We start from the raw sequence: 14,079 nt of genomic DNA on the forward strand, positions 1-14,079 counted from the left end.
AGAAAAAGGCAAAAAAAAGAGAATGACTCAACGAGCCATTCTCTTAGACTTTGGAGAAATAACCAGATGACGATTTGGTTCTTCTCCGACTGAAAAAGTTTTTATATCTTTAAATTCTGCTAATGCAGCATGTATTATTTTTCTTTCATATGAAGGCATTGGTTCTAATGGGACATTTTTGGATGTACGAATTGCCTGCTGTGCAAGTTTTCCTGCTAATTGCTTAAGTGTTTCTTTTCTTTTTTCACGATAGTTTTCAGCATCAATGATAATTTGCAAATAATGATTAGAGTATCGATTTGCAGCTAATTGTGTTAAATATTGAAGAGAGTTTAATGTTTGTCCTCTTTTTCCGATAAGGACCGCCATTTTCTCCCCTGATAATTGCATGTTTACAATTTTACCAGTCTGTTTCACTGAAATCTCTGCATCAATACCCATTTTTTGAACAACATTTGCTAAAAATTCTTTTGCATACTTTACTGGATCATGTACAATTATGACCTTTACAATAGCAGGTTTCTTTCCAATACCTAAAAATCCTTTTTTTCCTTCTTCGAGAATTGTTATTTCAACTTCTTCTCGTTTTGCCTGTAATTGCTTTAATGCTTCCTCGACTGCTTCATTGACAGTAAGTCCACTAGCAGTTACTTCTCTCACTTCTTCTTTCCCCCACTATTAGAAGCTTCTTTTTGCTCCTTAAGCTCAGGACCTTTTATGAAATATGTTTGAATGATCATGAATAAGTTACCTACTACCCAGTATAAAGAAAGAGCTGCAGGGAAGCTAATTGCAAAAACGATAATCATAATAGGCATAATATAAAGCATCATAGCCATTTGAGGATTTTGATTAGCTGTACCAGCCATCATCATTTTTTGTTGAATAAATGTTGTTAAACCAGCAACCAACGGCAGGATAAAGAATGGATCTCTTTCTCCTAAATCAAACCATAGAAAATTATGCTCAGCGATTTCAGTCGTTCTCATAATCGCATGATAGAAACCAATCAGGATTGGCATCTGAACAATTAATGGGAAACAACCTGCAAGAGGATTAACACCGTGCTTCTGGAATAAAGCCATTGTCTCCTGCTGTAGCTTTTGTTGAGTTTGTTGATCTTTTGAGCTGTACTTTTCTCTCAACTTCTGCATTTCCGGTTGAATTGCTTGCATTGCTTTAGAACTTTTCATTTGTTTAATCATTAGCGGTAAGATAGCTAATCGAATAATAATTGTAACAATTACGATGGCAATCCCATAATTATCGCCTGTTAATTCAGCAAAATATGTAATAAGTTGTGATAAAGGATATACGATATACGAATTCCAGAATCCTTCACTTTCAGATGTAATTGGAGTATTAACCTCCGTACATCCTGTCAAAAGGGTCAAAACACTGATTAACCCTGCTATTAAAAGTATGCGCCTCTTCAAACCTTTTTTCCTCCTAACCAATAATAGATACTATTCATGTACGTTAAAAGATAGAAAAAGTTCCACATCGTTAATATCTTAACACTTTTATAAATAGAATTGTTTTTCTTAATAAAGTTTTCGGTAGTATAATTTCAACAATATTCTACATCTTCTTTGGCTGATAGATTTTTGCTTTTCGAAATAAATGTTGCAAACTTCCTTTTACTTCATGATAATTCATTTCAGCTGCAGGCTTTCTAGCAATAATAATAAATTCCTTACCAGAAGCAATTCGATGCTTTTCTTCTGTAAACACTTGTCGAATTAACCGCTTAACTTTATTTCTTGTTACAGCATTTCCTATTTTTTTGCTTACAGATAGTCCAATTCGGAACTCTTTCTCTTCAGGCTTTTGCATGATATACAAAACAAATTGTCTATTGGCAAAAGATTTCCCTCTCTTGAAAACTACTTGAAAATCTTTATTCTTCTTTATTCTATATTTCCTTCTCATCTATTTCACTCCGGTTTGTTCTGCTAATAGGCTAACAGAATAATCACCATCATTATATCTGAAATAAAACGAATTTAAACAAGAAATGATCTAGCACTCTTCTTCCTCATTTCCTGAATAAATCGTTTTATTCATTCATCTGCAAAAAAAGACCACTGATTTTTCAGTGGCCTACGCTGATAATACTTTTCTTCCTCTGCGACGACGGCGAGCAAGAACTTTACGTCCATTTGCAGTGCTCATACGGCTACGGAAACCATGAACTTTACTACGTTTACGTTTGTTTGGTTGATAAGTACGTTTCATATATGACACCTCCCTGAGGAATAACAGTTAAAGACAGTCTTACTAATTATAGTTACCTACCCTATGAATTGTCAACCATCATCCATTCTTTTATTAAGTTTATTTTCTTTTCATCATCTAATTTTAAATTTATTTATTATCCTCTATTAATTCTTTTTTTGAAACCTACTCTCTTCTTCGTGATCTCATATCCTTTTTAGAACAGTATACCTCCACCTCAAAATAAGCAGCTAAACATCAACTATTGTTTAAGGTTTCTAGCCTGTGGATAAAGTTTCGACAGAATTCTCCACTATCCACATACGTTATCGACAACTTTTTCACAAGTTGGCTCATTGTGGACAATTTCCTTCAACAAATGATTAATAATGTGGATAAGTTTGTAAAAACCGTTGCATATCTAGATTTATTCTGATATTATATTTGTGTTTTCACTCTTAATAATCTATCTTTAAATTCAACATATCCACAGACTGTGGATAACATGTGGAAAGATTATAAACAGCTTGTGTAAATTGTTGTCCACATCACATGAGTTTTGTCGAAAAGATGTTTTTCTACTATATTATATATTTATTCACATTCTTTTGCATCTGTATGTTTATACATGAATATTCGCACCTTGTACAAAGCTTGTACATTAAGGTTGGGATGCATCGTAAAGGAGGGACAAAACGCAAATGGAGAATATATCTGAGCTTTGGAGTAAGGCCTTGGCAGAGATCGAAAAGAAAATTAGTAAGCCAAGCTTTGAAACATGGTTAAAATCAACAAAGGCTCATGGAATTCAAGGTGATACCTTAACAATTACCGCTCCTAACGAATTTGCAAGAGATTGGCTGGAATCCCGTTACTTACACTTAATCGCTGATTCGATTTATCAATTAACAGGTGAAGAGTTTGCTATAAAATTTATTATTCCCCAAAATCAGACAGATGATGATTTTGTTCCAAATTCACCAATCAAACAGATAAATAAAGCCGATGAAGAACAAACAGAACTACCGCAAAACATGCTTAATCCTAAGTATACGTTTGATACATTTGTTATTGGATCAGGAAACCGATTTGCTCATGCAGCATCATTAGCAGTAGCTGAAGCACCAGCAAAAGCCTATAATCCCCTTTTTATTTATGGGGGCGTTGGACTTGGAAAAACTCACTTAATGCATGCAATTGGACATTATGTGATTGATCATAACCCATCGGCAAAGGTTGTTTATTTATCTTCTGAAAAGTTTACAAATGAATTTATCAACTCTATTAGAGATAACAAAGCAGTTGATTTTCGTAACAAATATAGAAGTGTTGATGTACTTTTAATAGATGATATTCAATTCTTGGCTGGGAAAGAACAAACTCAAGAGGAATTTTTCCATACTTTTAATACATTGCATGAAGAAAGTAAGCAAATCGTTATTTCCAGTGATCGACCACCAAAAGAAATTCCGACATTAGAAGATCGCCTTCGTTCTCGCTTTGAATGGGGATTAATTACAGATATTACCCCTCCGGATTTGGAAACAAGGATTGCGATTCTCCGTAAAAAAGCAAAAGCTGAAGGGCTCGATATTCCTAATGAAGTGATGCTTTATATTGCAAATCAAATTGATTCAAACATTCGAGAGCTTGAAGGTGCACTAATTCGCGTAGTGGCCTACTCTTCTCTTATTAATAAAGATATAAATGCTGATCTGGCTGCTGAAGCCCTAAAAGATATTATTCCTAACTCAAAACCAAAGATGATTTCAATTAGTGATATTCAGCGAATAGTTGGACAAGAATATCAGGTGAAGTTAGAAGATTTTAAGGCGAAGAAGCGAACAAAATCTGTTGCTTTTCCAAGACAAATTGCTATGTACCTTTCAAGAGAGCTTACCGATTCTTCATTACCTAAAATTGGGGAAGAATTTGGGGGACGAGATCATACAACAGTCATTCATGCTCATGAGAAAATATCAAAAATGCTTCAAAGTGATGAGCAGCTACAAAAACAGTTAAAAGATATTACTGGACTTTTAAAAGGTTCTTAATTTTAATATTGAATAGTGTGAATAACTATTACACATATATACACAGTCTGTCCACATGTGGATAGGCTGTGTTTCCTTTCGTTTAGGTCGGTTATCCACATTTCCACAGGCCCTACTAGTACTTCTACTATATTTTTATAAAAAAATAATATAACTAGAACCTAAAAAATTGAGAAACTCTCGTAGTCAGGAAAATATTCCAAGTAGCTAGGAAACAGGAGGAAAACGATGATGAAATTCATTATTCAACGAGATAAATTAGTTCAAAGTGTTCAAGATGTAATGAAAGCTGTATCATCTAGAACAACAATTCCGATTTTAACGGGTATAAAAATTGTTGCTGATTCAGAAGGAGTCACATTAACAGGTAGTGACTCTGATATTTCTATTGAATCTTTTATTCCAGCTGAAGAAGATGACAAAGAGAATGTTGAAATTCTTCAATCAGGAAGTGTTGTTTTACAAGCCAAGTTTTTTAGTGAAATCGTTAAAAAATTACCAATGGATATTGTAGAAATTGAAGTTGGAAACCACCATGCAACGGTAATCCGTTCAGGTAAGGCTGAATTCAGTCTAAATGGATTAGATGCAGAAGAATATCCTCATCTTCCACAGATTGAGGAAGAAAATATTTTTAAAATCCCTACCGATTTACTAAAAGCAATGGTTCGTCAAACCGTTTTTGCTGTATCAACATCTGAGACAAGACCTATCTTAACAGGTGTAAACTGGAAGCTAGAAAACAGTGAGTTAGTTTGTATCGCAACAGATAGCCACCGCTTAGCACTAAGAAAGGCATTAATCAACTCAGAAAATCAAAGTTCATACAATGTTGTCATTCCAGGAAAAAGTCTAAGTGAGTTAAGTAAAATTTTAGATGATACAAATGAACCGATTGAAATTGTCATTACTGAAAACCAAGTATTGTTTAAGGCAAAAAATCTATTATTTTTCTCAAGACTTTTAGACGGAAATTATCCTGATACTTCCCGTTTAATTCCAAATGAGAGTAAAACAAACTTGGTTTTAAATTCCAAAGATTTCTTACAAGCAATCGATCGTGCCTCCTTATTAGCTAAAGAAGCACGAAATAATGTTGTTAAACTTTCAACTCTAACAGACGGAATGATTGAGGTTTCTTCTAATTCCCCTGAGATTGGAAAAGTAAGTGAAGAAATACAAGTGGAGCAAATTGATGGTGAAGAATTAAAGATTTCATTTAGTGCAAAATACGTAATGGATGCTTTAAAGGCACTTGAAGGAAACGAAATCAGTGTTGACTTCACTGGAGCAATGAGACCTTTCGTTATTCGTACAAAAGATGACGATTCTATGTTACAGTTAATTTTACCGGTTAGAACATATTGATGATAAAAATAGCAGGCTGACGTTCGTCAGCCTTTTCTTTATTTATGAGACAATAAATTCTACTTTAATCCAGAAAGAATACCGTATCAGTTATGGAGAGAAAATAAACTTGTATGGGTATTTGTACCTATTTCAAATCTGTGAGACGGAGGTGCTGTCCATCCCTCGAGGACACAGAGATTTCCAATAGTGAAGTTGTTGTACTTCATGGCATATTTTTAGTAAAATATAAAGTTAGAGACTACTGAGGAAGGTGGTTCGCTATGGCAAAACCAGTTAAAATTGATACAGAGTTTATAACATTAGGTCAATTCCTAAAATTAGCAGATGTTATTCAATCTGGTGGAATGGCTAAATGGTTTTTAGCTGAATACGAAATCTTTGTGAATAATGAACCTGAAAATCGCCGTGGTAAAAAGCTAAGAGATGGTGATGTTTTATATATTCCTGATTTCGGCACATATATTGTGAAAAATTAAAGTTGGTGTACAAATTTTGTTTATAAATGAGCTGAAATTAAAAAATTATCGTAACTATGAAGAATTGACGATTCAGTTTGAAAATAAAGTGAATGTAATCTTAGGTGAAAATGCACAAGGTAAAACCAATGTGATGGAATCAATCTATGTGCTTGCTATGGCGAAATCACACCGAACTTCGAATGATAAAGAGTTGATTGGCTGGGACAAAGAATATGCTAAAATAGAGGGTAGTATAGAAAAATATAATCGTTCAACTGCCCTTCAATTAGTTATTTCTAAAAAGGGTAAAAAGGCAAAGTTGAATCATATTGAGCAAGAGAAACTCAGCCAATACGTCGGGGCAATGAATGTGATTATGTTTGCACCAGAGGATTTGAATTTAGTGAAAGGAAGTCCTCAGGTAAGAAGAAGATTTATAGATATGGAAATTGGTCAGGTTTCAGCTATCTATTTGCATGATTTGAGTCGTTATCAAAAGATTATGCAACAGCGTAATCATTATTTGAAGCTGTTACAGATGCGCAAACAAAAGGATCAAACGATGCTTGATGTTTTAACTGAACAACTGTGCGAAGCAGCTGCAAAAATCATTTATAAACGTTTGCAGTTTGTTTCTGAGCTCCAAAAATGGGCTGAGCCCGTGCATTCAGGGATAAGCAGAGGCTTAGAAACGCTAAGAATCAAATATAAACCCTCTGTGGATGTATCAGAAGATTATGATTTGACGAAAATGATAGAAGCATATGAACAAAAATTTGCTAAAATAAGAGAGAAGGAAATTGAACGGGGGGCAACTTTAGCAGGTCCACACCGAGATGACTTAACCTTTTTTGTGAATGACCATGATGTGCAAACTTATGGTTCACAAGGACAACAAAGAACCACTGCTTTATCGTTGAAATTAGCGGAGATTGACTTAATTCATAATGAGATAGGAGAATATCCGATCCTTTTGCTTGATGATGTTTTATCCGAATTGGATGATTATAGACAATCACACTTATTGAATACCATTCAAGGTAAGGTTCAAACATTTGTAACAACAACAAGTGTCGAAGGAATTGATCATCAAACATTAAAAGAAGCTGCTACTTTCCGTGTAAGAGCAGGAGAGCTTGCTGACGATAAAAGAGGTGACTGATTTGTATATTCATCTGGGAGACAATTTTGTTGTTCCATCAAAAGAGGTCGTGATGATATTGGATCGACACTCTTCTCAAGATTCCGCCATTGTAGATGAATTTTTTCAAAAGCAAAAAGATAGAATTGTTCAACTGGCAAATGGTGAAGCAAAATCCATTATTGTGACGGTTAATAAAATTTATTTCTCGCCTTTATCATCAAGTACATTAAAAAAACGAGCACAAGTTGCTTTTGATATAGATTAATTAAATGTTTAAAGTCTAGCTTCCTAACAGAAGGGCTTTAGGGTATGGCTTTGAGTGCAACGACAAGTAAGCTTTAGGAAAAGTGTAGGTGATCAATGTGACGACGGAAAATAATCAAGTCCAACAACAATCATATGATGAAAATCAGATTCAGGTTTTAGAAGGTTTAGAGGCAGTTCGTAAACGTCCAGGTATGTATATAGGATCTACGAGCAGTAAGGGTCTGCATCATTTGGTGTGGGAAATTGTTGATAATAGTATTGATGAGGCCTTAGCGGGCTTCTGTAATGAAATTAATGTCACCATTGAAGAAGATAATAGTATTACTGTTAAAGATAACGGACGTGGTATTCCTGTAGGGATCCATGAAAAAATGGGACGTCCTGCAGTTGAAGTTATCATGACAGTATTGCATGCCGGAGGAAAATTCGGTGGTGGAGGATACAAAGTATCAGGTGGACTCCATGGTGTAGGGGCATCTGTTGTTAATGCTCTTTCTACAGAATTAAATGTAACAGTACATCGTGAAGGAAAAGTTCATTTCCAAAGGTTTAATAAAGGTATTCCAGCAGCTGATTTAGAGGTAATTGGTGAGACGGATGTTACAGGCACAATCACCCACTTTAAGCCGGATGCAGAAATCTTCCAAGAAACAACTGTCTATGATTATGAAATATTAGCGAACCGTATTCGTGAGCTAGCATTTTTAAATCGTGGATTGAAAATTACGATTGAAGATAAACGAGAAAACAAACGTTCAAATGAATACTACTATGAGGGCGGAATTAAGTCGTATGTAGAGCATTTAAACCGTACGCGCGAGGTTATTCATGATGAGCCGGTTTATATTGAGGGAGAAAAAGATGGTATTACAACCGAGGTAGCTATTCAGTATAATGACAGCTACACTAGTAATATTTATTCTTTTGCGAACAATATTCACACCTATGAAGGTGGAACACATGAAGCAGGCTTTAAATCAGCATTAACTCGTGTAATCAATGACTACGCTCGTAAAAATAAAATATTTAAAGAAAGCGATGATAACCTTTCTGGAGAAGATGTTCGAGAAGGGATTACAGCTATCATCTCTGTTAAACACCCAGATCCCCAATTCGAGGGACAAACAAAAACGAAATTAGGTAACTCTGAGGTTCGTACAGTAACAGATTCTGTTTTTTCTGAAGCATTTGATAAATTCATGTTAGAAAATCCTTCAGTAGCTAGAAAAATCGTTGAAAAAGGTTTAATGGCTGCAAGAGCCCGTTTAGCTGCAAAAAAAGCTCGTGAGTTAACAAGAAGGAAAAGTGCGTTAGAAATCTCAAGTTTACCTGGTAAGTTAGCGGATTGTTCTTCTAAGGACCCTTCTATTAGTGAGATTTATATTGTTGAGGGTGATTCTGCAGGTGGATCTGCAAAACAAGGAAGAGACAGACACTTTCAAGCAATACTGCCTTTAAGAGGTAAAATCTTAAACGTAGAAAAAGCAAGACTAGATAAGATTCTTTCAAACAATGAAATAAGAGCTATTATTACAGCACTCGGAACAGGTATTGGAGAAGACTTTGACATTATAAAGGCACGCTATCATAAAGTTGTTATTATGACGGATGCGGATGTAGATGGTGCACACATTCGTACTCTACTATTGACATTCTTTTATCGTTATATGCGTCCAATTGTTGAAAAAGGCTATATTTATATTGCTCAGCCTCCACTTTATAAAATTCAACAAGGAAAACGAGTTGAATATGCCTATAACGATAAACAATTAGATTCATACTTGGCTGAAATGCCTGAACAGCCTAAGCCAGGCATCCAACGCTATAAAGGTTTAGGAGAAATGAATCCTGATCAGCTTTGGGAAACAACGATGGATCCAGATACACGTACATTACTTCAAGTAACATTAGAAGACGCAATTGAAGCCGATGAAACATTTGATACGTTAATGGGTGATAAAGTAGAGCCGCGTAGGAACTTTATCGAAGAAAATGCACAGTATGTTAAAAATCTAGATATTTAATCTATTTGAAAGAACACCTCATCTCGGTGAGGTGTTTTTTACATAATATATTAGACAAAAAAAGAGATGGTTATCGTGAAAGAAATGTTAGCTGTAAACGAATATTCCATCAAATTGATGTGTAATCTTTTGCTAATATTGCTATAATGAAGAGTAGACTAATTATTTAACATAACCAATTGGGCAGTTTTTATTATATTTAAAACTATCAACTTTTCTGTAAGAAGATAGTATTTTACCATTTTTCGATGGAATGTTCTTGGCACTCCCAATTAAATTAAGAAAAGGAATAAGGGAGGTTATTTTAATATGGCGGAAAATCAAGGATCACATGTTATTGAGAGAAATATAAGTAATGAAATGAGAGAATCTTTCTTAGGTTATGCGATGAGTGTAATCGTGTCTCGTGCATTACCGGACGTTCGTGATGGACTGAAACCTGTTCATCGACGCATTCTTTATGCAATGAATGACTTAGGGATGACATCTGATAAACCATTTAAGAAATCAGCACGTATCGTTGGAGAGGTTATTGGTAAATACCATCCACATGGTGACTCAGCTGTATATGAAACAATGGTTCGTATGGCGCAGAATTTTAACTATAGATATATGCTAGTAGATGGACACGGAAACTTTGGGTCAGTCGATGGAGACTCAGCAGCTGCAATGCGTTACACCGAAGCTCGTATGTCTAAAATATCAATGGAGCTAATCCGTGATATAAACAAAGATACAATTGATTATCAAGATAACTATGATGGCTCCGAAAGAGAACCAGTAGTCCTTCCAGCGAGATTCCCTAATTTACTTGTGAACGGTGCTACTGGAATTGCGGTAGGAATGGCAACAAATATTCCTCCACATCAATTAGGTGAAGTAATTGATGGAGTCCTAGCGATTAGTAAGGATCCAGAGATAACAATTCCCGAGCTTATGGAAATTATTCCTGGACCAGACTTCCCAACAGCTGGACAAATTATCGGAAGAAGCGGGATTCGAAAAGCTTATGAAACTGGCCGTGGATCAATTACTCTCAGAGCGAAGGTTGAGATTGAAGAAAAGGCTTCAGGTAAGCAAGTAATTATTGTTAAGGAAATTCCTTATCAAGTAAATAAAGCAAAGCTAGTTGAAAAAATCGCAGAGCTTGTTCGAGATAAAAAGATTGACGGAATCACAGACCTACGTGATGAATCTGACCGTACTGGAATGCGTGTTGTTATTGAGGTTCGTAAAGATGCGAATGCGAACGTATTACTTAATAACCTTTATAAGCAAACAGCGCTTCAAACAAGCTTTGGTATTAATATGCTATCTCTAGTAGATGGACATCCTAAAGTATTAAATATTAAGCAAATGCTTCATTACTATCTTGAGCATCAAAAAGTAGTGATTAAACGTCGTACTGCTTTTGAATTAAGAAAAGCGGAGGCGCGTGCTCACATTTTAGAAGGTTTAAGAATTGCTCTTGATCATTTGGACGCTGTGATTGCCTTAATTCGTAACTCGCAAACAACTGAAATTGCCCGTAACGGATTAATGGAGCAGTTTTCTTTAAGTGAGAAACAAGCACAAGCAATTCTTGATATGAGACTTCAAAGATTAACAGGTTTAGAAAGAGAAAAAATTGAAGAAGAATATCAATCGCTTGTGAAGCTAATTGCAGAACTAAAAGCAATTCTTGCGGATGAAGAGAAAGTACTTGAAATCATTCGTGAAGAGCTAACTGAAATTAAAGAGCGATTCAACGATGAACGCCGTACCGAAATTGTAGCAGGTGGAATTGAAAGTATTGAAGATGAGGATTTAATACCTGTAGAAAACATTGTTATTACATTAACTCATAATGGATATATTAAACGACTTCCTGTTTCAACATATCGTACACAAAAACGTGGTGGACGTGGTATACAAGGTATGGGAACAAATGATGATGACTTTGTTGAACAACTACTAACAACATCAACCCATGATACGATTCTTTTCTTTACAAACAAAGGTAAAGTATATCGAGCAAAGGGTTATGAAATACCTGAGTTTAGTAGAACAGCTAAAGGATTGCCGATCATAAATCTTCTAAGTGTAGAAAAAGGTGAGTGGGTTAATGCAATCATCCCGGTTTCAGAATTTGTAGATGATTGGTACTTATTCTTTACTACAAAGGATGGAATTTCAAAACGTTCTCCTTTATCTCAATTTGCCAACATCCGAAACAATGGTTTAATTGCAGTAGGTCTTCGTGAAGAAGATGAGCTTATTTCTGTAAAATTAACTGATGGTTCAAAGGATATCATCATCGGTACGAAGAACGGTATGCTTATCCGATTCCCAGAATCAGATGTTCGCTCAATGGGTAGAACAGCTTCAGGAGTAAAGGGAATCTCACTTGATGAAAGTGATGAAGTTGTAGGTATGGAAATTCTTGAAGATGATGTGGATGTACTAATTGTAACAAGCAATGGTTACGGTAAACGTACTCCTTCTGAGGAATATCGCATACAAAGTCGTGGTGGTAAAGGATTAAAAACTTGTAATATTACAGAGAAAAATGGTCCAGTTGTCTCTGTAAAAGCAGCTACTGGTCTAGAGGATATAATGTTGATTACAGCTAGCGGAGTTGTGATCCGTATGGATGTTGATACAATTTCGAAAATGGGCCGTAACACTCAAGGTGTAAAATTAATCAGACTTGATGAAAACGTATCTGTCTCTACTGTAGCATTAGTACAAAAAGAAGAAGAATCTCAAGATGACATGAATGAAGAACTGGAAGAAACAGAACAGCAGTTGGAAAATGACTCATCTGAAGAATAATATAAAGGCATAGAAGGCTGAATACACATTCTTTGAGTGTGGAATTCAGTCTTTTTTTACATTCTTAAACATTATCATTGTTTTTTGTTTATAATGTCATAAGGGGGGGATACCTTTGAAGATTCATATTAGTCAATTAGAAGAAGGTTGTATCTTATCAAAGCCGATTTTATCAGCAACAAATCAACCTTTAGCATATAAAAACACAATTATTACAAAGCACATTAAGGAAGCTCTTATAGCATTCCTGGTAAAAGAAGTTGAAGTGGAAAACATTCTTGATAACGGCCGGGAATTCAAATTAGCTGGATATAGTAATGAGCAAGATGAAACAGAAGATACAGTGGTTGAAGATAGCACATTAATCAAATCGTTTTATCATCAATACCTGGAAGCTGTACAAGCTTATAAGCAGCTTTTTATTAGTTGGCAATCCGGTGTTCAAATTGATATCAACAAAGTAAGACAAGCGATTTTACCCCTAGTATCTGAAATTGAAGGTAATGATGAGGGAGTCTTTAAACTCTATCATTATTGTAAGCAGGAAGATTATATGTACCACCACAGTGTGTCTGTGGCGTTAGTAAGTGCCTTTTTAGCTCAAAAGTTAGGGTATCAAAAGGGAGAAATAAATCAAATTGCTTTAACAGGATTGTTATGTGATTGCGGTATGTCAAAAGTAAACCCAGCGATCCTAACTAAAAAGGTAACATTAACTGAAATTGAATATAAAGATATTAAGCAACATCCGGTTCATAGCTATAATTTATTAAAAAATATTATGTCTATTAAAGATGGAGTAAAGCTAGGGGTACTCCAGCATCATGAACGAATAGATGGAAGCGGGTATCCCTTAAGCGTGAAAGCTGAAAAGCTTCATCCTTATAGCAAAATAGTAGCTTTAGCCGATATTTACCAAGCTATGGTTGCAGTAAGACCATATCGAAGTAAGCAGTCACCATTTAAAGTGTTAGAACAAATTATGGAGGACGAATTCGGCAAATTTGATCTTAAAATCATTAATGAATTGAAAAAAGGAATAACAAGGTTTTCTACAGGTACAAAGGTAAAGTTGTCAGATGGATTGGATGCAGAAATTATCTTTATGGATGATAATAACCCAACTAGACCTATGGTGAAATACTTGTATTCTCAAGAGATCATTTCGTTAAAAGATAGAAGAGAACTATTTATTGAAGAAATTATATAAAAACTACTCTGTTTTGTGTTGACTTAAGATATAGATGCTGATATAATTTTTTGAGTCAGCCAAACAGAGTATTTCATATAAAACTTTGTTGAAAAAAGTAGTTGACTTAACTAACTGTTAAATGTTATATTAATGAGGTCGCTTTTAAGTGACATCACAAGTTCTTTGAAAACTAAACAAAACCAAGCGTGCCAACGTTAATTTCGATTAACAAAAACAACGTACTATATAGTACAAACTTTTATGAGCTATATCAACTCTTTATTGGAGAGTTTGATCCTGGCTCAGGACGAACGCTGGCGGCGTGCCTAATACATGCAAGTCGAGCGAACCAATGGGAGCTTGCTCCCTGAGGTTAGCGGCGGACGGGTGAGTAACACGTGGGTAACCTGCCTGTAAGATTGGGATAACTCCGGGAAACCGGAGCTAATACCGGATAACATTTTGAACCGCATGGTTCAAAATTGAAAGACGGCTTTTAGCTGTCACTTACAGATGGACCCGCGGCGCATTAGCTAGT

12 protein-coding genes and 1 rRNA gene (1 of these 13 cut by a window edge) are annotated in these 14,079 nt (G+C 35.3%); 9 read left to right on the forward strand and 4 right to left on the reverse strand.

Annotation, left to right across the window (positions count from 1 at the left end):
• Positions 1–27 precede the first annotated feature (27 nt).
• From jag to rpmH, 4 genes are all read right to left on the reverse strand, one after another.
• Positions 28–660 (reverse strand): RNA-binding cell elongation regulator Jag/EloR, encoded by a 633-nt coding sequence (gene jag, locus D9842_RS20245; protein ID WP_121664090.1) that lies wholly within the window; start codon positions 658–660, stop codon positions 28–30.
• Complete coding sequence (gene spoIIIJ, locus D9842_RS20250; RefSeq protein WP_098797622.1) at positions 657–1,436, reverse strand: YidC family membrane integrase SpoIIIJ; 780 nt, start codon at positions 1,434–1,436, stop codon at positions 657–659. The genes jag and spoIIIJ overlap by 4 nt, the downstream gene beginning before the upstream one ends.
• 145 nt (positions 1,437–1,581) lie before the next feature.
• Positions 1,582–1,932, reverse strand: coding sequence for a ribonuclease P protein component (rnpA, locus tag D9842_RS20255; RefSeq protein WP_098797623.1), 351 nt, complete (start codon positions 1,930–1,932; stop codon positions 1,582–1,584).
• Positions 1,933–2,103: 171 nt separating this feature from the next.
• A complete protein-coding gene (rpmH, locus tag D9842_RS20260) occupies positions 2,104–2,238 on the reverse strand; it encodes a 50S ribosomal protein L34 (protein WP_026561635.1) in 135 nt (44 codons plus the stop codon).
• Between the two features lie 680 nt (positions 2,239–2,918).
• Between rpmH and dnaA the strand changes: the two genes are divergently transcribed.
• The 9 genes from dnaA to D9842_RS20305 all read left to right on the forward strand — a co-directional run.
• Entirely contained in the window at positions 2,919–4,271 is a 1,353-nt protein-coding gene (dnaA, locus tag D9842_RS20265; RefSeq protein WP_098797624.1) for a chromosomal replication initiator protein DnaA, read from the forward strand.
• Between the two features lie 231 nt (positions 4,272–4,502).
• Positions 4,503–5,639, forward strand: a complete 1,137-nt coding sequence (gene dnaN / locus D9842_RS20270; protein ID WP_121665151.1) for a DNA polymerase III subunit beta — start codon at positions 4,503–4,505, stop codon at positions 5,637–5,639.
• Positions 5,640–5,902: 263 nt separating this feature from the next.
• Positions 5,903–6,118, forward strand: a complete 216-nt coding sequence (gene yaaA, locus D9842_RS20275) for a S4 domain-containing protein YaaA (RefSeq protein ID WP_098797625.1) — start codon at positions 5,903–5,905, stop codon at positions 6,116–6,118.
• Positions 6,119–6,134: 16 nt separating this feature from the next.
• Positions 6,135–7,262 (forward strand): DNA replication/repair protein RecF, encoded by a 1,128-nt coding sequence (gene recF / locus D9842_RS20280; protein ID WP_121664091.1) that lies wholly within the window; start codon positions 6,135–6,137, stop codon positions 7,260–7,262.
• 1 nt (position 7,263) lies between these two features.
• Entirely contained in the window at positions 7,264–7,509 is a 246-nt protein-coding gene (gene remB / locus D9842_RS20285; protein WP_121664092.1) for an extracellular matrix regulator RemB, read from the forward strand.
• Between the two features lie 97 nt (positions 7,510–7,606).
• A complete protein-coding gene (gene gyrB / locus D9842_RS20290) occupies positions 7,607–9,535 on the forward strand; it encodes a DNA topoisomerase (ATP-hydrolyzing) subunit B (protein ID WP_121664093.1) in 1,929 nt (642 codons plus the stop codon).
• Between the two features lie 309 nt (positions 9,536–9,844).
• Positions 9,845–12,349 carry a DNA gyrase subunit A gene (gyrA, locus tag D9842_RS20295; protein ID WP_121664094.1) on the forward strand — a complete coding sequence of 835 codons (2,505 nt, stop codon included), beginning with the start codon at positions 9,845–9,847 and terminating at the stop codon, positions 12,347–12,349.
• Positions 12,350–12,464: 115 nt separating this feature from the next.
• Positions 12,465–13,559, forward strand: a complete 1,095-nt coding sequence (locus D9842_RS20300) for an HD-GYP domain-containing protein (RefSeq protein WP_121664095.1) — start codon at positions 12,465–12,467, stop codon at positions 13,557–13,559.
• A gap of 261 nt (positions 13,560–13,820) precedes the next feature.
• Positions 13,821–14,079, forward strand: a 16S ribosomal RNA gene (locus D9842_RS20305); it runs 1,292 nt beyond the window's last position.

The organism is Metabacillus litoralis, from assembly GCF_003667825.1.
Taxonomy (GTDB): domain Bacteria; phylum Bacillota; class Bacilli; order Bacillales; family Bacillaceae; genus Metabacillus; species Metabacillus litoralis_B.

Bases quoted from the DNA above. Each gene is read 5' to 3' on its own strand.
- rpmH (WP_026561635.1), bottom strand. From the start codon at position 2,238: ATGAAACGTACTTATCAACCAAACAAACGTAAACGTAGTAAAGTTCAT.
- dnaN (WP_121665151.1), top strand. From the start codon at position 4,503: ATGAAATTCATTATTCAACGAGATAAATTAGTTCAAAGTGTTCAAGAT.
- dnaA (WP_098797624.1), top strand. From the start codon at position 2,919: ATGGAGAATATATCTGAGCTTTGGAGTAAGGCCTTGGCAGAGATCGAA.
- gyrA (WP_121664094.1), top strand. From the start codon at position 9,845: ATGGCGGAAAATCAAGGATCACATGTTATTGAGAGAAATATAAGTAAT.
- rnpA (WP_098797623.1), bottom strand. From the start codon at position 1,932: ATGAGAAGGAAATATAGAATAAAGAAGAATAAAGATTTTCAAGTAGTT.
- yaaA (WP_098797625.1), top strand. From the start codon at position 5,903: ATGGCAAAACCAGTTAAAATTGATACAGAGTTTATAACATTAGGTCAA.